A 20635-nucleotide genomic window follows, 5' to 3' on the forward strand; every position below is an offset into this window, starting at 1 on the left:
CGCTTCTTTAAGCGTATCAAGCATTTTCGTCGCGTCGCCACTCGATATGACAAACTCGCCCACAGCTACCTCACCTTTGTCTCCATCGTGTCTGCTCGGGCCGCTCTTAAATGTGAACAGGACCTAGGATCGGCCAAGCGGCTTTCTTTGGTCACGTTCTTTGCCGCCGCAAAGAAAGTGACCCCTCCGCCGGGGAGGCGGTTACTGAGCAAAAAAGCGCGATAAGAGAACCATCGCTAAGCGGAGCCGACTAGACCGTCGATACGCACCACTTACGATCACACATCAGTTACCAAACAAAAACACACCAAAACCTAAACCAAAAACCGCAGCAGCAAACCCGAAGAATAAACCCCAGCGACCGCCCCAAGAAAGTCCGCAAAAGCCCCAGGAGCATGCTCATCAGCAGAATCAGAAACCGTCCGAACAACGGCAAACCTCACGCCATGCTCAAAGCAAACCTGTGCAATCACCGCCCCTTCCATCTCCACAGCAAGCGCATCCGGCAATGCATCGCGCAACGCATGCACTGCTTCACGCGAGGCGATAAACCGATCCCCGCTGATGATCATCCCCCGCAGCACCCGAGGCCGCGCGACGCCAAACCGCGCCATCAGCGCATCGCCATCGCACGCGACGAACGCCTGCGCGGCAGCAAAAAGCGCATCGGAAAGCGCACGATCCGCATCGAAACGCGCCCGCCCGAGCAAGGGCACTTCATAGGGCGGAAACAGCGGCGACGCATCGAGATCATGCTGCAACAGAACATCGCCGATGATGATATCGCCGACGCGCACGTCCGCATGCACGCCACCCGCGACACCGGTGAACACGATCGCATCGACATCGAACTTGTGGATCAGCGCGCTGGCGGTGGCCGCCGCCGCGACCTTGCCGATGCGCGCCAACGTCACGACGACCGCCACACCCGCGACGCAGCCGACGTGATAATCCCGCGCGCCGAGCGCGACGGTCTCGACATCGCCCGATTCGCGCATGCGCGCGAGCAGATCGCTGAGCTCCTGCGGCAGCGCCGCCATGATGCCCAGACGCTTCATTCGACCGCCTGAAGCTTCGCCACCGACAACGCGAGCCACTTCTCGCCGTGACGCTTGAAGCGCACTTGCGCGCGCGCATCGCCGCCGGAGCCTTCGAGCGCGGTGACGGTGCCTTCGCCGAACTTCGTGTGGAACACCGCCTGCCCGACCTTGAAGCCCGTTTCAGCCGCGCGCTGCTGGTTGGCGAACGCCGGCAGCGCAGGCGCGGGCGCCGCCGTCTTGCCGTTTTCGAAGTACGTGCTGCCGCCTCGCTCCTGCCCCGGACGCGCGAACCAGTCGCGGCCCCAGCCGGCATTGTCCGAGCGGCCGCCCCAGCGCGCGCCGGGTTCCATCTTTGGCGTAAGCCATTTGAGCGCGCCTTCGGGCAGTTCGTCGAAGAATCGCGAACGGACGTTGTAGCGCGTCTGGCCGTGCAGCATGCGGCTTTGCGCAAACGAAATGTAGAGCCGCTCTTTCGCGCGCGTGATCGCCACGTACATCAGACGCCGCTCTTCTTCCAGACCGTCCGATTCCTGCGCGCTGTTCTCGTGCGGGAATAGACCTTCTTCCAGCCCGGTGATGAACACCGCCGTGAATTCCAGACCCTTCGCCGCGTGCACGGTCATCAGTTGCACGGCGTCCTGGCCGGCTTGCGCCTGATTGTCGCCGGCCTCCAGCGATGCATGCGACAGGAAGCCGGCGAGCGGCGTCATCGTGTCGGGATTCTGCGCGGGATCGGTGATGCCCGGCGCATCGAGCACTTCGACGTCGCCTTGCTCGCTCGCCACCGCGATTTCCGGCGCGGCGCTCGCGCCCGGGCGCAGCGGAATCGAACGCGCGGGCGTATCGAGCCCGTAGCCTTCTTCGCTGACGAAGGCCGTCGCCGCGTTCACCAGTTCCTGCAAGTTCTCCAGCCGGTCCTGACCTTCGCGTTCCGTCTCGTAGAAAGCCGCGAGACCGCTCGCGCGCACGACGTATTCGACCGTTTCCGGCAGGCTCATCTGCTGCGTTTCGGCGCGCATTTTGGCGACGAGCGTCGCGAACGCGCCGAGGCTCGATCCCGCCTTGCCCGTGACATACGGCACGGCGGCCGCCATCGAACAGTTATAGAGACGCGCCGCATCGGCGACTTGCTCGATGGAACGCGCACCGATGCCGCGCGTCGGGAAATTCACCACGCGCGCGAAGGCGGTGTCGTCGTTCGGATTGTCGATCAGACGCAGATACGCGAGCGCATGCTTCACTTCCTGACGCTCGAAGAATCGCAGACCGCCATACACGCGATACGGAATGCTCTCGTTCACCAGCGTATGCTCGATGGTCCGCGACTGCGCGTTACTCCGATACAGCACCGCGATCTCGCCGCGCGCCGCGCCCGTGTTGATCAGCGCCTTGATTTCCTCGACGATCCAGCCCGCTTCCTGTGAATCCGTTGCCGCTTCGTAGACGCGCACCTGTTCGCCGTGACCCGCGTCCGTGCGCAGATTTTTGCCGAGACGGCGCGAATTGTTCGCGATCAGGTAATTCGCGGCATCGAGAATATGGCCGTGCGAGCGATAGTTCTGCTCCAGCTTGATCAGATTGCGCACGCGGAACTCGCGCTCGAAATCGTGCATGTTGCCGACGTTCGCGCCACGGAAGGCGTAGATCGACTGATCGTCGTCGCCGACCGCGAAGATCGCGTTGTTCTCGCCCGCGAGCATTTTCAGCCACGCGTACTGCAGCTTGTTCGTGTCCTGAAACTCGTCGACGAGAATATTGCGGAAACGCGCCTGATAATGCGCGCGCAGCGGCGGGTTGTACGACAGCAGTTCGAAACAGCGCAGCAGCAGTTCCGGAAAATCGACGACGCCCTCGCGCTGGCATTGCTGATCATAGGCTTCGTAAAGCTCGATGAACTTGCGGTTGAAATCGTCGGTGGCGTCGACGTCTTTCGGACGCAGGCCCTGCTCTTTCGCGTTGTTGATGAAGTACTGGAGATTCTTCGCCGGGTACTTTTCGTCGTCGACGTTCAGGCCCTTCATCATACGCTTGATGGCGGAAAGCTGGTCCGACGTATCGAGAATCTGGAAGGTCTGCGGCAGACCGGCGTCGCGGTAATGCGCGCGCAGCATGCGGTTGCAGAGGCCGTGAAAGGTGCCGATCCACATGCCGCGCGTGTCGATCGGCATCATCGCGGACAGGCGCGAGAGCATTTCGCGCGCGGCCTTGTTCGTGAAGGTCACGGCGAGCACGGTCGGCGGCGACGCGAAACCCTGCTGGATCAGCCACGCGATACGCGTAATGAGCACGCGCGTCTTGCCGCTGCCCGCGCCCGCGAGAATCATCGCGGACTCGTCGGGCAGCGTTACGGCGGCAAGCTGTTCGGGATTCAGGTTGGCGAGCAAATCGGGCATGGGAACGTTGGAGACGGCGAAAAACGGCGCAAAGGCGGGCCGACCATTATAAGACCGCGCCGATGGCGTCGCCGGGCGGGTTCGGCCGTTTTCGTCCGATCAGGGCTATCGAACCTTATAATCAGGGATTAACCCGCATCTTTTCACGCATTTTTCGGCAGATTTCACAATGAGCGACAGTACGCTGGCGAAGAGCTTCGAGCCGCAGAACATCGAGTCCCACTGGGGTCCCGAATGGGAAAAACGCGGTTACGCCGCGCCCGTATTCAAGGACGGCGCGAAGAATTTCTCGATTCAACTGCCGCCGCCGAACGTCACCGGCACGCTGCACATGGGCCACGCGTTCAACCAGACCATCATGGATGGCCTGACGCGCTATCACCGCATGCTCGGCGAAAACACGCTGTGGGTGCCGGGCACCGACCACGCCGGTATCGCGACGCAGATCGTCGTCGAACGTCAACTGGATGCCAAGGGCATTTCGCGTCACGACCTCGGCCGCGAGGAATTCCTGAAGCGCGTGTGGGAATGGAAGCAGCATTCCGGCTCGACCATCACGAATCAGGTGCGCCGTCTGGGCGCGTCGATCGACTGGTCGCGCGAGTACTTCACGATGGACGACAAGATGTCCGCCGCCGTGCGCGATGTCTTCGTCACGCTCTATAAACAAGGGCTGATCTATCGCGGCAAGCGCCTCGTGAACTGGGATCCGGTGCTCGGCACCGCCGTGTCCGATCTCGAAGTGGTGAGCGAGGAAGAAGACGGCAGCCTGTGGCACATCAAGTATCCGCTGCCGGACGGCTCCGGGCATCTGACCGTTGCAACGACGCGTCCGGAAACCATGCTCGGCGATACTGCCGTGATGGTGCATCCGGAAGACGAGCGCTATGCTCATCTGATCGGCAAGACGGTCACGCTGCCGCTGTGCGACCGCGAGATTCCCGTCATCGCCGATGAATACGTCGACCGCGAATTCGGCACGGGCGTCGTCAAGGTCACGCCCGCGCACGATTTCAACGACTACGCGGTCGGCCAGCGCCACAAGCTGCCGATGATCGAAATCCTCACGCTCGACGCGAAGATCAACGACAACGCGCCCGAGAAATATCGCGGCATGGATCGCTTCGACGCGCGCAAGGCCGTGGTCAAGGATCTGGAAGCGCTCGGCCTGCTCGAATCCATCAAGCCGCACAAGCTGATGGTGCCGCGCGGCGATCGCACGAATGTCGTGATCGAGCCGATGCTGACCGATCAATGGTTCGTCGCAATAAGCAAGGCCGCACCGGAGGGCACGTTCAATCCTGGCAAGTCGATCACCGAAACCTCGCTCGACGTGGTGCGCAGCGGCCAGATCAAGTTCGTGCCGGAAAACTGGACGACGACGTATTACCAGTGGCTCGAAAACATCCAGGACTGGTGCATTTCGCGTCAGTTGTGGTGGGGTCATCAGATTCCCGCGTGGTATGGCGAGAACGGCGAAATCTTCGTCGCCAAGACGGAAGACGAAGCCCGCGCCGAGGCGGACGCGCAAGGCTACAAGGGCGCGCTGAAGCGCGACGAAGACGTGCTCGACACGTGGTTCTCGTCGGCGCTGGTGCCCTTCTCGTCGCTCGGCTGGCCGAACGAAACGCCCGAACTGAAGGCGTTCCTGCCTTCGACCGTGCTGGTGACGGGCTTCGACATCATCTTCTTCTGGGTCGCGCGCATGGTCATGATGACCACGCATTTCACTGGCCGCGTGCCGTTCGATACGGTCTACGTCCACGGTCTCGTGCGCGATGCCGAAGGCCAGAAGATGTCGAAGAGCAAGGGCAACACGCTCGACCCGATCGATATCGTCGATGGCATCGATCTCGAATCGCTCGTCGCCAAGCGCACGACCGGCCTCATGAACCCGAAGGCCGCCGCGCAGATCGAGAAGAAAACCCGCAAGGAGTTTCCGGAAGGCATCCCTTCGTTCGGCATCGATGCGCTGCGCTTCACGATGGCATCGATGGCGACGCTCGGTCGCAACGTGAATTTTGATCTGGCACGCTGCGAGGGATATCGCAACTTCTGCAACAAGCTCTGGAACGCCACGCGTTTCGTGCTGATGAACTGCGAAGGCCACGATTGCGGCTTCGCGAATCCCGGCGCGTGCAAGCCGGGCGATTGCGGCCCGGGCGGCCACACGGACTTCTCGCAGGCGGATCGCTGGATCGTGTCGCTGCTGCAGCGCGTGGAAACGGAAGTCGAAAAGGGCTTTGCAGATTACCGCTTCGACAATGTCGCGAGCGCGCTTTACAAGTTCGTCTGGGACGAGTATTGCGATTGGTATCTCGAACTCGCCAAGGTGCAGATTCAGACCGGCACGCCGGAACAGCAGACCGGCACGCGCCGCACGCTGCTGCGCGTGCTGGAAACCGTGCTGCGGCTCGCGCATCCGATCATTCCGTTCATCACGGAAGCGCTCTGGCAGAAGGTCGCGCCGCTCACCGACACGTACCCGTCGGGCGCCGCAGAAGGCGAAGTGTCGATCATGACGCAGCCTTATCCGCGCGCCGAGCAGAAAAAGATCGACGATTCGTCTGAACAGTGGGCCGCCGAACTGAAAGTCATTGTCGATGCATGTCGTAATCTGCGTGGCGAGATGAACCTCTCGCCCGCGGTGAAAGTGCCGCTGCTCGCACACGGCGATGCCGCGCGTCTGGCATCGTTCGCGCCCTATGTCGCAGCGTTGGCGCGTCTGTCGGAGGTGAAGGTCATCGACGACGAGGCCGCGCTCGATGCCGAGGCGCAAGGCGCGCCGGTCGCGATCGTCGGCGGCAGCAAGCTGGTGCTGAAAGTGGAGATCGACGTAGCGGCCGAGCGCGAGCGTTTGAGCAAGGAAGTGGATCGACTGACCACGGAAATCGCCAAATGTAACGCAAAGCTGCAAAACGAAAGCTTTGTTTCAAAAGCGCCGGTGGCTGTCGTTGAACAGGAGCGTAAAAGGCTGGCAGAATACGAAACCACTATCGAGAAGCTTCAGGCGCAAATATTGCGGCTGCCTGCTTGATTTGGGGTTCGATACGCTTTGCGTCTTGCGTGTTAGTGCGAACAGGCTGCATCGCTTCACCCCGTTGTTCTGAATGACTAAGAGGATCAGGGTTATCACATGCTAAAAGTTACTAAAGCGGTATTCCCGGTTGCCGGTCTGGGCACGCGGTTTCTTCCCGCGACCAAGGCCAGCCCGAAGGAAATGCTGCCGGTCGTGGACAAGCCGCTGATTCAATACGCGGTCGAGGAAGCGATGGCGGCCGGCATCACCGAAATGATCTTCGTGACGGGGCGTTCCAAGCGCGCCATCGAAGATCACTTCGACAAGTCCTACGAGATCGAAGCCGAACTCGAGGCGCGCGGCAAGGACAAGCTGCTCGAACTCGTGCGCAGCATCAAGCCGAGCCATGTGGATTGCTTCTACGTGCGTCAGGCCGAAGCGCTCGGTCTCGGCCACGCCGTGCTGTGCGCGGAAAAGCTGGTGGGCGACAACCCCTTCGCCGTGATCCTCGCAGACGACTTGTTGTACGGCAAGCCGCCCGTCATGTCGCAGATGATCGAAGTCTTCGACCACTATCACTCGTCGGTGATCGGCGTGGAAGAGATTCCGCCGGAAGATTCGAAGTCGTACGGCATCATCGACGGCAAGGAATGGGAAGACAACATTTTCAAGCTGTCGGGTATGGTCGAAAAGCCGGAACCGGCGGTCGCGCCGTCGAATCTGGGCGTGGTCGGCCGTTACATGCTGAAGCCGCGCATTTTCGATCACATCCGTTCGTTGAAGCCGGGCGCCGGCGGCGAACTGCAACTGACGGACGCGATTCAATCGCTGCTGTCGGATGAGCAAGTGCTCGCGTACAAGTACCACGGCACGCGTTTCGATTGCGGCAGCAAGCTCGGCTACCTGAAGGCGACGGTGGAATTCGCGCTGCGTCACCCGGAAGTCAAGGGCGAGTTCGAAGAGTATCTGCGCACGCGTTCGCCGATTCTCGAAGGCTGAAGCTGTTCGTTTCCGCTTGCGGATAAAAAAACCCCGTCACGACGATATGATGGGGTTTTGTTTTTTGCGCTCCGGCGTTTAGCGGCGACGCATCAGGAACGTAAAAATCTTGTCCTGCGTCGTCACTTCCACGATCTCGTTGCCGGTCTGCTTGGCGAACGCGGCGAAATCGCGCTGCGAGCCGGGATCGGTCGCCAGCACCTTCAGGATCTGGCCGCTCGTCATATCGGCCAGCGCCTTCTTCGCCCGCAGAATCGGCAGCGGACAGTTGAGCCCGCGCGCATCGACTTCCTTGTGAACTTCCATTGCGATCGACCTTCCCTTTGCGTGTTTTTAGACGCGGTGTGAAGGGGTGATTTTATCGCACTGGGGGGAAGTCTACCGATGCCGATGTTGCTTCGCGCGTTCCATTCAAACGATCCTAGTTGGGAGTTTTCGTGTTCAGGAATCGGCGCAATGTCGATAAATTGCGGAGAAAAGTCATTCTCACTTGTGTATAAAATTTTGTATAATGAACGACGAAAAGGACATTCGCTGGGTCGGCTCTTCTTACCACGACATTCTGGAGTTTCCTCCCACCACGCGGCGAGAAGCGGGCTTTCAGTTGGGTCGACTTCAAGTCGGGCTCGATCCTGAAGACTGGAAGCCGTTCGATGATGTAGGCGCCGGCGTGCGCAAAATTCGTTTGCGCGACGCCAGCGGCATATTCCGCGTGATGTATGTGGCGAAATTAGAGGAAGCGATTTACGTCCTCCATTGCTTCCAGAAGAAAACGCAGACGACATCAAAACAGGACAAGGAAATCGCTACCCTCCGCTATCGCGCGATAGCACACGAGAGAAGGATGCAACCATGAGCAAAGTCGACACGCAGGTCCGGCATGTGACGAAGCGCGGCGCGAACCTCTTCGCCGAACTGGGCTTCGCACCAGACGAAGCAAGGCAGTATCAGAAGGAATCGGAGGCTTTGATCGGCCAGACGCTTGTGCTAAAAGAGCAGTTGATGGAGGAGCTGGCTTCGTGGATCGAGGCGCATCAGCTCAAGCAGGCGGAAGCGGCGGAGATATTGCACGTCACGCGTCCGCGCGTCTCCGACGTCGTGAACAAGAAGACCAGCAAGTTCACGATCAATACGCTCGTCGAAATGCTGGCTCGCGTCGGCAAACCGGTCCGGATGGTCGTCGGTTGAAACGCGGCCCGCATAACCTTGTGGGCCGTCGTAGCACGCTTTAAAACTCTACCGCCTTCCCACTCTCATACGCCTGTCGCATCGCGATGCCGATACGCGTCCGCGTCGCCTCGCGCGCGTCCGCCAGCGTCAGCCCGATCGGCTTCCCATCCTTGAGCGATGCGACAAACGCCTGCGCCTCGCGCAAAAACGCGTCCTCGAAACGCTCGAAGAAGGTCGGCGTGCACGCGTTGCGCATGCCATGCGCATCCGCGATCTCGACGCGATTCGCGCGCGGATTGCGTCCCACCGACAGCGCGCCCGCCGTGCCGATCACTTCCGTCTGCGTGTCGTGACCGTGCGCCATTGTGCGCGATGCATAGAACACCGCGAGCTTGCCGCCTTCGAACTCGACGACGCCCACGCCGTTGTCGATGTCGTTGCACTCGCGCAAGCCTTCGTGAATCGCGATCGTGCCGCTCGCATAGACGCGCTTCGGTTGCGGATTGCCGAGCAGCCAGCGCGCAAAATCGATATCGTGCACGCTGCAATCCAGGAACAGCCCGCCCGACGTCGGCGCGAATCGCACGAAGAAGCCGTCCGGATCATTCTTATCACAGGTTTGCGAGCGCACCATGAACGGCCGGCCGATCGCGTTCGTTTCGATACGCTCGAACGCATCGCGATAGCTCGCGTCGAAGCGTCGCACGAAGCCGATCATCACTTGCAGATGCGGATGACGCGCATGCTCTTCGAGCACGGCATCGCATTCGGCGAGATCGAGCGACAGCGGCTTCTCGCAGAACACATGCTTGCCCGCGCGCAATGCCGGGTGATCTGCGTCGCGTGCAGCGATATAGGCGTGACGAGCCAAACCGCATCGATCGACGAATCAGTTAGGAATTCTTCATAATTTGCATAGAGCGTCAACTCGGGCAAAGTCGACTGCGCCCAGTCGCGCTCCTCTTTCACGGGACTGCACGCCGCGACAAGTTGCGCGCCCGGCACGTGCCACGCGAGATTTTCCGCGTGACGCCGCCCGAGCCGTCCCAATCCGACGATACCGAAGCGCACCGCGTTCATGCGTTCTCTCCGAGCTTCACGATGCGCTTCTCGTTCCACGATCTGGTCGCGGCATCGGCGAGTTCGAGCGCCTTGAGGCCATCGGCGACGGTCGTGCGTACCGGCTTGCCGGTGTTGACCACATCGAAGAAGTGGGCGATTTCCAGCGCATACGCCGCGCGATAGCGTTCGAGGAAAAACGCCTCGGGCACGTCGTTCGATACGGCCGTCTTCGAATACGCGGTCACTTCGGTCGGCCGCACATTGCCCGCCTGCAGCATGCCGAGACTGCCGAGCAGTTCGAAACGCTGATCGTAGCCATACGCCGCGCGTCGCGACGTGTTGATCTGGCAGAGACGTCCGCGCTTGGTGCGGATCGTGACGGCGGTCGAATCGATATCGCCTGCATCGGCGATCGCGGGATCGCTCAAACAGCTTCCTGTGGCGTGCAGCGTGTCGGCTTCGTCGTCGAGAATCCAGCGGAAGATATCGAAGTCGTGGATCAGCATGTCCTTGAAAATGCCGCCCGAATGCTTGATGTACTCGACCGGCGGCGCGCCCGGATCGCGGCTCGTGACGATCAGCATTTCCGGCTCGCCGATCTCGCCCGCCTCGATGCGCGCCTTCAGCGCCGAGAACGTCGGATCGAAGCGCCGCTGAAAGCCGATCATGCAGACCACGCCCGCCTGCTTCACCGCGTCCGCGCAGGCGCGCGCGATCGAGCGTGAGATCGACAGGCTTCTCGCAGAACACATGCTTCTTCTGCGCCGCCGATGCCAGGATCAGGTCCGCATGCGTGTCCGTGCTGAAACACACGACCGTCGCGCCAACCGATGCATCGCCCATCGCGCCATCGACGTCGGCCATTTGCGCGCCGTACAGCGAAGCCAGCGCGGATGCCGCCTCGCGATTCACATCGACCACGTATTTGAGCCGCACGCCCGGCTGCCGCGCCAGATTCGCCGCATGGATCTTGCCGATGCGCCCCGCTCCGAAAACTGCCACATCAATCGTCATAGCCACCTGTCTCCTTGGATTCTTCGACGTTCAACTCAAGCCGGTACGCGAGCGCGATAAACAACGCCTGGCACAGGCAGATGGTGCTCGTGAGCGAACGGAACGCGAACGCGCTCCCTTCCTTCTTCACGAACAGACTGGCGCTCGCGTGTCGCGCGAGCGGCGAAAGCTGCGAATCGGTGATGACGAGCGTCTTGGCGCCATGATGCTGCGCCGCCCGCACGCAATACTGCGTCTCCTTGCCGTACGGCGCGAAGCTGATCGCGATGACGACATCGCCCTTCTTCACGCTGCGCACCTGCTCGCGGAACATGCCGCCGATGCCGGAAATCAGATGCACGCGCTTCTTCGTATGCTGCAAGGCATAGACGATGTAGCTCGCCACCGCGAACGAACGGCGCACGCCGATCACATAGATGTTTTCTGCCTGGCTGAGCATGTCGACGGCCATGTCGAACTGCTCGTCGTCGAGACCGTCTTCGAGTTCGTCGAGACCGGTGCGGCTCGCGGCGATGAACTCGCGCGCAACCGACACGCCCGACACCTCGCCCGCCTTATCGTCGATCAATTTGCGGATGCGCTGCTGATACGTCTGCTGCGAACCGCTCGCGCCGGTGTACGCCTGCCTGAAGACGGCCTGCAAGTCCGAGAAGCCCGAGAAGCCGAAACGCTGCGCGAAGCGCACCACCGCCGACGGATGCACGCCGCACGCGGTCGCGATATCGCTGGTGCGGTCCATCATCACGCTCGGGCGATGCTGCTCGATATACGTCGCCACGCTTTTCAGCTGGCGCGGCAGCGAATCGTAGGCCTCGGTGATGCGCTGCATGAGTTCGTCGACGCTTTGCACGTCGGTGCTGGTGTCATCCATGTTCGAGCCTTGAGTCGGAGCGTTCCAGTGCGAACGCCGTGGAACCGATTATAGGAACGTCGAAGGCAAATTGGAATGTATTTTCCATTTGTCGCACGCATAAAATTTCTATTGCAGACCTCTAGAATCTGGCCTACTCTTGGTCCTGAGTCGAGCGAAGAGACGCACCGGCTCACGAAAACATCACACCAAACAACAAACCGAGATAGGTGGAGACAATGACCATTTGCAACGGTCGGGCCGCGCTGCGCGCGCTGGTGGCTGCTGCTGCGTTGTGCAGCGCGGCGATGATGGCGGCGAGTCCCGCACAGGCGGCGCCCGACGCGAAATTCGTGCTGATCAGCCACGCTCCGGACTCGGATTCCTGGTGGAACGTCATCAAGAATGCGATCAAGCAGGCGGACGAAGACTTCAACGTGCAGACCGATTACCGCAATCCGCCGAACGGCGATATCGCGGATATGTCGCGTCTGATCGAGCAGGCCGCCGCACGTAACTACGACGGCGTAATCACCACCATCGCCGATTTCGACGTGCTGAAAAGCTCCATCGGCAAAGTTACCGCGAAGAAGATTCCGCTCGTGACGATCAATTCCGGCACCGAGGAGCAGAGCGCGCAATTGGGCGCGATCATGCATATCGGCCAGCCGGAATATGTCGCGGGCAACGAAGCCGGCAAAAAGGCGAAGGCCGCGGGCATCAAGACGTTTCTGTGCGTGAATCACATCGCGACCAACACGGTATCATTCGATCGCTGCAAGGGCTTCGCGGATGCGCTCGGCATCGACTACAAGGCATCGACGATCGATTCCGGTCAGGACCCGACGGAGATTCAATCGAAGGTGTCCGCTTATCTGCGCAATCATCCCGATACGCAATCGATCCTGACGCTTGGCCCCGTGCCCGCCGCCGCGACGCTCAAGGCCGTCACGCAAATGGGCCTGCAAAACAAGATCTATTTCGTGACCTTCGACTTCTCGGATGAAATCGCCAAGGCGATCAAGGACGGCACGATCAAGTTCGCGATCGATCAGCAACCGTACTTGCAAGGCTATATCCCGGTCGCGGTGCTCGCGATCGCCAAGAAGGAACACACCACCGATCCGGCGAAAATCCGCGCGGCGCTCGAAGCGAATCCGAAGTTCAAGGCACGCCTCGACACGTACGGACTCGCGCCGTCGTACGGACCGAAGAACATCCGTTCGGGTCCGGGTTTCATCACCAAAGACAATCTCGACAAGGTCGTGAAATACGCGGGTCAGTATCGCTGATCGCGTGACCTTCTTCGGGCGGCGATCTTAGCGCCGCCCGCTTTTATCAAGCTTAGAACGTCGCCTGGCTGCGTCCCTTCGCGGACGCGGCGGGGACGCGCACATCGGTACTGCATCGACATATTCAGTCTCAAGGAGCCATCATGGGCGTAGCCGGCAAGCATTACCCTCCTCACGCGAACCCTCAGCAAGACAGCGCTGAAGTAACGGACAAGGTGAAGCCTTCCGACGAACGCGTCCGTCAGACTTCGTGGTTCGGCCATCTGCTGAATCGCCCGGAATTCGCGGCGATTTCCGGCACCGTGCTCGTGTTTCTGGTGTTCGGCTTCAGCGCCGGATCGTCGGGCATGTTCAATCTCGACGGCGTGATGAACTGGTCGCAAGTAGCCGCGTATCTCGGCATTCTCGCGGTCGGCGCGTGTCTGTTGATGATCGCGGGCGAGTTCGATCTCTCCATCGGTTCGATGATCGGCTTCGCGGGCATGATGGTCGCGCTGCCTTCGGTATATTTCCACTGGCCGATCTGGGCCGCGATCATTTTCGCCTTCGTCTGCTCGATGCTGCTCGGCGCATTGAACGGCTATCTCGTGATGCGCACGCGTCTGCCGTCCTTCATCGTGACGCTCGCGTTCCTGTTTATCCTGCGCGGCTTGACGCTCGCGCTGTCGATCATGTTCGCGGATCGCACCATCATTTCCGGCGTCGGCGATCTCGCGCAGGCCGATCCCGTATCCAACGCGCTGTTTCATGGCGTCGCGTTTCATGGTCTCTTCACGACGCTCGCGCATATGGGCATCGGCAAGTTGCTCGATAGCGGCGAACCGCTCGTGCCGGGCATTCCGAAGGTCATCATCTGGTGGCTCGCGATGGCCGCGGTCTGCGCCTTCGTGCTCGCCAAGACGCGCTACGGCAATTGGATTCTCGCTGTCGGCGGCGATGCGAATGTGGCCAAAAACGTCGGCGTGCCGGTCAAGCGCGTGAAGATCTCGCTGTTCGTGCTGACCGCATTCTGTTCGTGCCTGTTCGCGGTGCTGCAAGTATGCGATATCGGTTCGGCGGCGGCGGATCGCGGCTTGCAGAAGGAATTCGAAGCGATCATCGCGGCGGTCATCGGCGGCACCTTATTGACGGGCGGTTACGGTTCGGTCGTCGGCGCATGCTTCGGAGCACTGATCTTCGGAGTCATGCAGATCAGCATCACTTATACGAACGTCAGCTCGGACTAGTTCCGCGTGTTCCTCGGCGTGATGCTTCTGATCGCCGTGCTGTTCAACCACTACGTGCGCCGTCGCGTTTCGCAGGCTCAATAAGGGGAGATTCGACATGAACGACGACAACATCCTCGCGCTGGAAAACGTCAGCAAATATTTCGGCAAGGTGATCGCGCTGAACGGCGTCACCTTGCGGCTCAAACGCGGCGAAGTGCATTGCCTGCTCGGCGATAACGGCGTGGGCAAGTCCACGCTGATCAAGACGCTGGCGGGCATGCATCAACCGTCCGATGGCGAATATCTCGTCGACGGCAAGCCGGTGCATTTCGATTCGCCGAAAGAAGCGCTCGATATGGGCATCGCGACCGTGTATCAGGATCTCGCGCTGGTGCCGCTGCTGTCCGTCGCGCGCAATTTCTTCATGGGACGCGAGCCGCAAAAAAAACGCTTCGGCTTCACGGTGATGGACCTCGATCTCGCCGCCGAAACCTCGCGCGCCAAGCTCGCGGAAATGGGCATCAACGTGCGCGACGCGCATCAGCCGATCGGCACGATGTCCGGCGGCGAGAAGCAATGTCTCGCGATCGCGCGCGCGATTCACTTCGGCGCACGCGTGCTGATTCTCGACGAACCGACCGCCGCGCTCGGCGTGAAGCAATCCTTCAATGTGCTTAAACTGATTCACAAGGCGCGCGAAAAAGGCATCTCGGTGATCTTCATCACGCACAACGTGCATCACGCGTACCCGATCGGCAATTCCTTCACGCTGCTCAATCGCGGCCGCTCGATGGGCACGTACACGAAAGACACCATCAGCAAGAACGAAGTGCTCGACATGATGGCGGGCGGCGCCGAAATGCAGCAGATGATGAGCGAACTCGAAGGCGCGACGATCTGAGGACACGATGACCATGCCAATGCAAACCCCTTCCCGCTTCGCGCCGAATCGCGCGCGCGATATCATGTGCCTCGGGCGACTCGCGGTCGATCTCTACGCGCAGCAGGTCGGCGCGCGACTCGAGGATGTCTCGACGTTTTCGAAGTATCTCGGTGGCTCGTCGGCGAACATCGCGTTCGGCTACGCGCGGCTCGGTCTCAAGTCGTCGATGCTCGCGCGCGTCGGCAACGATCATATGGGACGCTTTCTGATCGAAACGCTGGAACGCGAAGGCTGCGACGTGAGCCATGTGCGCGTGGATCACGAACGCCTGACCGCGCTCGTGCTGCTCGGCCTCGAAGACCGCGATACGTTTCCGCTCGTGTTCTATCGCGAGAACTGCGCGGATATGGCCGTCGACGAAGCCGATTTCGATGAGGCGTATATCGCGTCGTCGAAGGCGCTGCTGATTACGGGCACGCACTTCTCGACCGAGCAGGTGCATCGCACGGGCCGTCGTGCGCTGGAATATGCGCGACGCAACAACGTGCGCACGATTCTCGATATCGACTATCGTCCGGTGTTGTGGGGACTCACCGGCAAAGCGGACGGCGAGACGCGCTTCATCGCCAATGAAAGCGTCACCGGACACTTGCAACGCATTCTGCCGCTGATGGATCTCGTCATCGGCACGGAAGAAGAGTTTCGTATCGCGGGCGGCAAGGATCGTCTGATCGATGCGCTGTCGATGGTGCGCAAGGTCACCAGCGCGACGCTGGTCGTCAAGCGCGGGCCGCTCGGCTGCTCGATCGTCGAAGGCGCGGTGCCCGCTTCGATCGACGATGCGCCCGTGCAGGTCGAAGTGCTGAACGTGCTCGGCGCAGGCGATGCCTTCGCGTCCGGCTTTCTCTCGGGATGGCTGCGCGACGAACCGCTCGAAGCTTGCGCGCGTTCGGCCAACGCGAGCGGTGCGCTGGTGGTCTCGCGTCACGGTTGCGCGCCCGCGATGCCCACGCCCGCCGAACTCGACTACTTCCTCGGCGAAGCAAAGAAAGATCCCGACCGTATGCGCCGTCCCGACAAGGACGCGACGCTCGCGCGGCTGCATCGCGTGAGCCCGAACCGCAAGCAGTGGGACGAAGTGCTCGGCTTCGCATTCGATCATCGTCCGCAATTTTTCGAACTCGCGCAGCAAACCGGCGCGAGCGAAGCGCGTATTTCAAAGCTCAAGCAACTGTTCGTCGATGCCGTCGCGCAGACCGAAAAGGAACTCGGATTGCAAGAACGAATCGGAGTCCTGATCGATGGACGATACGGACAGGATGCGCTGAACGCGGCAACGGGACGCGGCTGGTGGATCGGCCGTCCGGTGGAGTTGCCCGGCTCGCTGCCGCTCGTCTTCGATCAGGGCCGCTAGATCGGCACCACGCTGACGGACTGGCCGCGCGAACAGGTCGTGAAATGTCTGGTGCAGTATCACCCGGATCATCCGCACGAACTGCGCATTGAACAGGAAGCGCAGATTCGCGCGCTTTACGATGCGTGTCAGGCGAGCGGCCACGAACTGCTGCTGGAGATCATCGTGCCGAAGAACGGGCCGCCGACGACACGGTGTATCGCGCGTTGAAGCGGCTGTATAACCTCGGCATCTATCCGGAATGGTGGAAGCTCGAACCGATGAGCGCGAAGCAATGGCAAGCGGTCGACGCGCTGATCGCCGAACGCGATGCGTATTGTCGCGGCGTCGTGCTGCTCGGCTTGTCGGCGGCGGTCGATCAACTGCGCGAAGGCTTCAAGGCAGCGGCGACATCGACGACATGCAAGGGCTTCACAGTCGGACGCACCATCTTTCATGAACCGAGTCATGCGTGGCTCGCGGGCGAAATCGACGACGATGCGTTGATCGCGCGCGTGCGCCGCACCTTCGAAACGCTCATCGGCGCATGACGCGACGCGCGTTCGTCGCATCGCGTCGTACAGGAGCAGGCCGCATGAATCAGCGTGCAACTCACACGGAGACGAACGTGAACGCGACCCTTCGTCTGACCGCCGCGCAGGCCGTCGTGCGTTATCTCGCGGCGCAGCGCACCGCGCACGGCGAGCCCTTGTTTGGCGGCGTTTTCGCGATTTTCGGGCACGGCAACGTGGCGGGTATCGGCGAGGCGCTGTATCGGCATCGCGAGGAATTTCCGACGTATCGCGCGCATAACGAGCAGGCGATGGCGCATAGCGCGATCGCGTTCGCCAAGGCGAATATGCGACGGCGCATGATGGCCGTGACGACGTCGATCGGGCCAGGCGCGACCAACCTCGTGACCGCTGCGGCGTTGGCGCATGTGAATCGCTTGCCGGTGTTGTTGCTGCCAGGCGATATCTTCGTGTCGCGCGCGCCCGATCCGGTGCTTCAGCAAGTCGAAGATGCGCACGATGGCGGCGCATCCGCGAACGATGCGTTGAAAGCCGTCTCACGATACTTCGATCGCATCGTGCATCCGGCGCAATTGCTGAGCGCCCTGCCGCGCGCGATCCGCATTCTCACCGATGCCGCGCAATGCGGCCCGGTCACGCTAGCCTTGCCGCAAGACGTGCAGGCGATGGCCTACGACTACCCCGCTTCGTTCTTCGAGCCGCGCGTCGTCGAGTTTCATTCGCCTGCGCCAATTGCGCACGAAATCGAACGCGCGGCCGCGACGCTGCGCGAATCGCGCGAACCGATGATCATCTCCGGCGGCGGCGTGCTCTACGGCCTCGCTGCCGATGCTTTGCACGCGTTCGCGCACAAGCACGGCATTCCGGTCGCGGAAACGCAGGCTGGCAAAGGCGCGTTGCAATGGGACGATGCGTTGAACGTCGGCGGCATCGGCGTGACGGGCGGATCGTCGGCGAACGAACTGGCGCAAGCGAGCAATTGCGTGCTCGCCATCGGCACGCGCTTGCAGGACTTCACGACCGGCTCGAACTCGTTGTTCGCGCAGGCGCGCATCGTCGCCATCAACGCCAATCCGTTCGATGCGTTGAAGCGCAATGCGCTCGCCGTGCAGGCCGATGCGGCGCTCGCGCTCGATGCCTTGTCGCAAGCGCTGGGCGAGTGGAAAGCGTCGCCGCAATGGACCACGCGCGCGCATCATCTCGCGAACGACTGGCGCGATACCGTCGCGCACGTGACGAACACGCCCGTCGCCGATGGTCTGTTGCCGCGCGAAGCCGATGTGATCGGTGCGGTGCAGCGCTCGGATGCGAATTCGGCGTCGAACGATATCGTCGTCTGCGCGGCCGGCACGCTGCCCGCCGATCTGCAGAAACTCTGGCGCACCAGCGCGCCGGGCGGCTATCACGTCGAATACGGTTATTCGTGCATGGGCTACGAGATCGCAGGCGCGCTGGGCGCAAAGCTCGCGCATCCGCAGAAGGAAGTCATCGTGATCGTCGGCGACGGCAGCTATCTGATGATGAACAGCGAGCTCGCCACATCCGTGATGCTCGGCGCGAAGATCATCGTCGTGTTGCTCGACAATCGCGGCTTCGGCTGCATCAACCGCTTGCAGCAGGCGTGCGGCGGCGCGCCGTTCAACAATCTCATCGCCGATAGCAAGCAAGGCCCGCTTGGCGCACCCAATATCGACTTCGCGATGCACGCAAAAGCGATGGGCGCCTTGTCGGAGCATGTCGCGAACATCGGCGAACTCGAAGCGGCGATGAAGCGCGCCCGCGCCGCCGATCGCAGCTATCTGATTTCGATCGACACCGATCCGGCGCGCCCCACCGAGGAAGGCGGCTGGTGGTGGGAAGTCGCGGTGCCGGAAGTATCGGATCGCGCATCGGTGAATCGCGCGCGCGAAGCCTACGAACAGGCCGTGAAAGCCCGCAATAACGGATAAGGATCGAACATGGCATTGAACGTACGCATCGGCGTGAACCCTTTGTCGTGGATGAACGACGATCTTCCTTCGCTCGGCGGCGAAACGCCCTTGTCGACCGCGTTGAGCGAAGGAAAGCAGATCGGCTATGAAGGCTTCGAACTCGGCAACAAGTTTCCGCGCGAGCCGCATGCGCTGAAAACATTGCTCGCGCAATATGATCTCGCGCTGGTGTCGGGATGGTATTCGGGACGTCTCGCGGAACGCAGCGCGGAAGAGGAAATGGAAGCGGTCGGTCCGCATCTCGATCTGCTCGCGAAGAACGGCGCGAACGTGATGGTCTACGACGAGGTCGCGAATTCGATTCAGGGCGCGCCGCAGCCCCTGTATCAGCGGCCGCGTTTCTTTTCCGATGCACAGTGGACGCAGTATGCGGAGCGCTTGAACCGTTTCGCCGAATTCACGCTCTCGCGCGGCGTGCGGGTGGCCTATCATCATCACATGGGCGCGTATGTGGAGACGGCCGCGGACGTCGATCGTCTGATGTCGCTGACGAACGACGCCGTCGGTCTTCTGTTCGATGCGGGCCACATCACCTTCGCGGGCGGCGATGCGTTGAGCGTGCTGCAAAAGCATATCGCGCGTGTCTGCCATGTGCATTGCAAGGACGTGCGTCCGGAGATCGTGAAGCTCGCGCGCAATCGCAACTGGAGCTTCCTGGATGCGGTGATCAACGACGCGTTCAGCGTACCGGGCAATGGCTGCGTCGATTATCCGGGCATCATCGCGTGTCTGGCGAAGCATGACTACAACGGCTGGCTCGTCGTCGAAGCCGAGCAGGATCCGGTGATCGCGCCGAGTTACGAATACGCCGACCGAGGCTATCGCACGTTGCGCGGGCTCGTCGACGCAACCTTCAAGGAGGCGGCATGACTCTGTTGGTGAAAGCATCGCGCGAAGGTCAGACCATCTCGCGCGTCACGCCCGATTCGGCGGGCTGGAAGCATGTGGGCTTCGCGGCATATCGGCTCGATGCGGGCGATGTCATCCACGTCTACGATGCGGATCGCGAAAGCTGCATCGTCGTGCTGACGGGCACGGTGAGCGTCGAGGCCGGCGACGAGCAATGGGCGTCGATCGGCTCGCGCGACAGCGTGTTCGAAGATGCCGCGCCGTATGCGGTTTATATTCCGCCGAAGCTCGCGGCCATCGTTCGCGCCGAACGCGATGCGGAGATCGGCGTGGCGAGCGCACCGGCCAAGGGTGTGTATCCGCCGCGATTGATCGAGCCTTCGCAGATGAAACGATTGACGCGCGGCAAAAACGCGAATAGGCGTTACGTCTGCGATATTCTTCCGCAGACGGAAACGGCCGAGTCGCTGCTGGTAGTGGAAGTTCGCACGCCGGGCGGACATGCATCGAGTTACCCGCCGCATAAACATGATCAGGATAACGTACCGATCGAGAGCTCGCTGGAAGAGACTTACTATCATCGGCTGAATCCGCCGCAAGGCTTTGCGTTTCAGCGCGTCTATACAGACGAACGCGATCTCGACGAAACGATGGCCGTCGAAAATCACGATGTGGTGATGGTGCCGCGTGGGTATCACCCGGTGGTCGTGCCGTATGGCTACGACAACTACTATCTCAACGTGATGGCCGGCGACAAGCGGACGTGGCACTTCAAGAACGATCCGAAGCATGAGTGGATCGTGGAGCGGGATAGTAAGGCTTGAGCGCTCATTCGCGAGCGCGGGACTTGGCGTCCGCGCTCGCTAGGCGCTCCACGGATCGACGATCTCGATTCCGCAGTCGACGAAGTCCTTCACGTTGCGAGTCGCCAAAGTCGCG

The 20635-nt window shown here is 61.3% G+C and carries 13 protein-coding genes and 5 pseudogenes; 12 read left to right on the forward strand and 6 right to left on the reverse strand.

Annotated elements, in window-relative coordinates; translation table 11 throughout:
- A pseudogene (locus tag BVER_RS32490) lies at positions 1–127 on the forward strand (IS5/IS1182 family transposase); the annotation flags it as partial.
- A 187-nt stretch (positions 128–314) separates the two neighbouring features.
- Here the strand turns inward: BVER_RS32490 and BVER_RS11255 are convergent.
- Both BVER_RS11255 and BVER_RS11260 read right to left on the reverse strand, forming a co-directional pair.
- The gene (locus BVER_RS11255) at positions 315–1040 is read right to left on the reverse strand and encodes a 5'-methylthioadenosine/adenosylhomocysteine nucleosidase (protein ID WP_332309086.1); all 726 of its coding nucleotides are present in this window, start codon (positions 1038–1040) and stop codon (positions 315–317) included.
- Between the two features lie 14 nt (positions 1041–1054).
- Positions 1055–3433 (reverse strand): UvrD-helicase domain-containing protein, encoded by a 2379-nt coding sequence (locus BVER_RS11260; RefSeq protein ID WP_050453374.1) that lies wholly within the window; start codon positions 3431–3433, stop codon positions 1055–1057.
- A gap of 169 nt (positions 3434–3602) precedes the next feature.
- Here BVER_RS11260 and BVER_RS11265 point away from each other — a divergent pair, with 169 nt between their 5' ends.
- A complete protein-coding gene (locus tag BVER_RS11265) occupies positions 3603–6470 on the forward strand; it encodes a valine--tRNA ligase (protein WP_050453375.1) in 2868 nt (955 codons plus the stop codon).
- A 99-nt stretch (positions 6471–6569) separates the two neighbouring features.
- Positions 6570–7451, forward strand: coding sequence for a UTP--glucose-1-phosphate uridylyltransferase GalU (gene galU / locus BVER_RS11270; protein WP_050453376.1), 882 nt, complete (start codon positions 6570–6572; stop codon positions 7449–7451).
- A gap of 78 nt (positions 7452–7529) precedes the next feature.
- Here the strand turns inward: galU and BVER_RS11275 are convergent, their stop codons facing one another.
- The gene (locus BVER_RS11275; protein WP_050453377.1) at positions 7530–7757 is read right to left on the reverse strand and encodes a sulfurtransferase TusA family protein; all 228 of its coding nucleotides are present in this window, start codon (positions 7755–7757) and stop codon (positions 7530–7532) included.
- Between the two features lie 205 nt (positions 7758–7962).
- On the opposite strand from BVER_RS11275, the gene BVER_RS11280 reads away from it, so the two are divergent.
- Both BVER_RS11280 and BVER_RS11285 read left to right on the forward strand, forming a co-directional pair.
- Positions 7963–8307: a type II toxin-antitoxin system RelE/ParE family toxin gene (locus BVER_RS11280; protein ID WP_050453378.1), complete on the forward strand. Its 345-nt coding sequence runs from the start codon at positions 7963–7965 to the stop codon at positions 8305–8307.
- Entirely contained in the window at positions 8304–8639 is a 336-nt protein-coding gene (locus BVER_RS11285; RefSeq protein WP_050453379.1) for a helix-turn-helix domain-containing protein, read from the forward strand. The genes BVER_RS11280 and BVER_RS11285 overlap by 4 nt, the downstream gene beginning before the upstream one ends.
- Before the next feature lie 40 nt (positions 8640–8679).
- Here the strand turns inward: BVER_RS11285 and BVER_RS11290 are convergent.
- The 3 genes and pseudogenes from BVER_RS11290 to BVER_RS11300 form a co-directional block, all read right to left on the reverse strand.
- Positions 8680–9701, reverse strand: a pseudogene (locus BVER_RS11290) (Gfo/Idh/MocA family protein).
- Positions 9698–10697 (reverse strand): annotated as a pseudogene (gene iolG / locus BVER_RS11295) (inositol 2-dehydrogenase). Before iolG ends, BVER_RS11290 begins: the two co-directional pseudogenes overlap by 4 nt.
- On the reverse strand, positions 10687–11568 hold the full coding sequence (locus tag BVER_RS11300) for a MurR/RpiR family transcriptional regulator (RefSeq protein WP_050453380.1): 882 nt from the start codon (positions 11566–11568) through the stop codon (positions 10687–10689). The pseudogene iolG and the gene BVER_RS11300 overlap by 11 nt, the downstream one beginning before the upstream one ends.
- Positions 11569–11786: 218 nt before the next feature.
- Here BVER_RS11300 and BVER_RS11305 point away from each other — a divergent pair, with 218 nt between their 5' ends.
- The 7 genes and pseudogenes from BVER_RS11305 to iolB all read left to right on the forward strand — a co-directional run bounded on the left by BVER_RS11305 (position 11787) and on the right by iolB (position 20520).
- On the forward strand, positions 11787–12839 hold the full coding sequence (locus tag BVER_RS11305) for a sugar ABC transporter substrate-binding protein (RefSeq protein WP_050453381.1): 1053 nt from the start codon (positions 11787–11789) through the stop codon (positions 12837–12839).
- Between the two features lie 143 nt (positions 12840–12982).
- Positions 12983–14149, forward strand: a pseudogene (locus BVER_RS11310) (ABC transporter permease).
- Between the two features lie 13 nt (positions 14150–14162).
- Positions 14163–14948 (forward strand): ATP-binding cassette domain-containing protein, encoded by a 786-nt coding sequence (locus tag BVER_RS11315; protein ID WP_050453382.1) that lies wholly within the window; start codon positions 14163–14165, stop codon positions 14946–14948.
- A 13-nt stretch (positions 14949–14961) separates the two neighbouring features.
- A pseudogene (locus tag BVER_RS11320) lies at positions 14962–16874 on the forward strand (bifunctional 5-dehydro-2-deoxygluconokinase/5-dehydro-2-deoxyphosphogluconate aldolase).
- Positions 16871–18805 carry a 3D-(3,5/4)-trihydroxycyclohexane-1,2-dione acylhydrolase (decyclizing) gene (iolD, locus tag BVER_RS11325; RefSeq protein ID WP_370444230.1) on the forward strand — a complete coding sequence of 645 codons (1935 nt, stop codon included), beginning with the start codon at positions 16871–16873 and terminating at the stop codon, positions 18803–18805. Before BVER_RS11320 ends, iolD begins: the two are co-directional and overlap by 4 nt.
- A gap of 9 nt (positions 18806–18814) precedes the next feature.
- Complete coding sequence (iolE, locus tag BVER_RS11330) at positions 18815–19717, forward strand: myo-inosose-2 dehydratase (protein WP_050453383.1); 903 nt, start codon at positions 18815–18817, stop codon at positions 19715–19717.
- A complete protein-coding gene (gene iolB / locus BVER_RS11335; protein WP_050453384.1) occupies positions 19714–20520 on the forward strand; it encodes a 5-deoxy-glucuronate isomerase in 807 nt (268 codons plus the stop codon). Before iolE ends, iolB begins: the two co-directional genes overlap by 4 nt.
- The last annotated feature ends 115 nt before the right edge of the window (positions 20521–20635 follow it).

This window comes from Candidatus Burkholderia verschuerenii (assembly GCF_001189365.1).
In the GTDB taxonomy this organism is placed as follows: domain Bacteria; phylum Pseudomonadota; class Gammaproteobacteria; order Burkholderiales; family Burkholderiaceae; genus Caballeronia; species Caballeronia verschuerenii.

Coding starts and splice junctions, on each gene's coding strand:
- BVER_RS11255 (WP_332309086.1), bottom strand. CDS start 1,040: ATGGCGGCGCTGCCGCAGGAGCTCAGCGATCTGCTCGCGCGCATGCGC.
- BVER_RS11260 (WP_050453374.1), bottom strand. CDS start 3,433: ATGCCCGATTTGCTCGCCAACCTGAATCCCGAACAGCTTGCCGCCGTA.
- BVER_RS11265 (WP_050453375.1), top strand. CDS start 3,603: ATGAGCGACAGTACGCTGGCGAAGAGCTTCGAGCCGCAGAACATCGAG.
- galU (WP_050453376.1), top strand. CDS start 6,570: ATGCTAAAAGTTACTAAAGCGGTATTCCCGGTTGCCGGTCTGGGCACG.
- BVER_RS11275 (WP_050453377.1), bottom strand. CDS start 7,757: ATGGAAGTTCACAAGGAAGTCGATGCGCGCGGGCTCAACTGTCCGCTG.
- BVER_RS11280 (WP_050453378.1), top strand. CDS start 7,963: ATGAACGACGAAAAGGACATTCGCTGGGTCGGCTCTTCTTACCACGAC.
- BVER_RS11285 (WP_050453379.1), top strand. CDS start 8,304: ATGAGCAAAGTCGACACGCAGGTCCGGCATGTGACGAAGCGCGGCGCG.
- BVER_RS11300 (WP_050453380.1), bottom strand. CDS start 11,568: ATGGATGACACCAGCACCGACGTGCAAAGCGTCGACGAACTCATGCAG.
- BVER_RS11305 (WP_050453381.1), top strand. CDS start 11,787: ATGACCATTTGCAACGGTCGGGCCGCGCTGCGCGCGCTGGTGGCTGCT.
- BVER_RS11315 (WP_050453382.1), top strand. CDS start 14,163: ATGAACGACGACAACATCCTCGCGCTGGAAAACGTCAGCAAATATTTC.
- iolD (WP_370444230.1), top strand. CDS start 16,871: ATGACGCGACGCGCGTTCGTCGCATCGCGTCGTACAGGAGCAGGCCGC.
- iolE (WP_050453383.1), top strand. CDS start 18,815: ATGGCATTGAACGTACGCATCGGCGTGAACCCTTTGTCGTGGATGAAC.
- iolB (WP_050453384.1), top strand. CDS start 19,714: ATGACTCTGTTGGTGAAAGCATCGCGCGAAGGTCAGACCATCTCGCGC.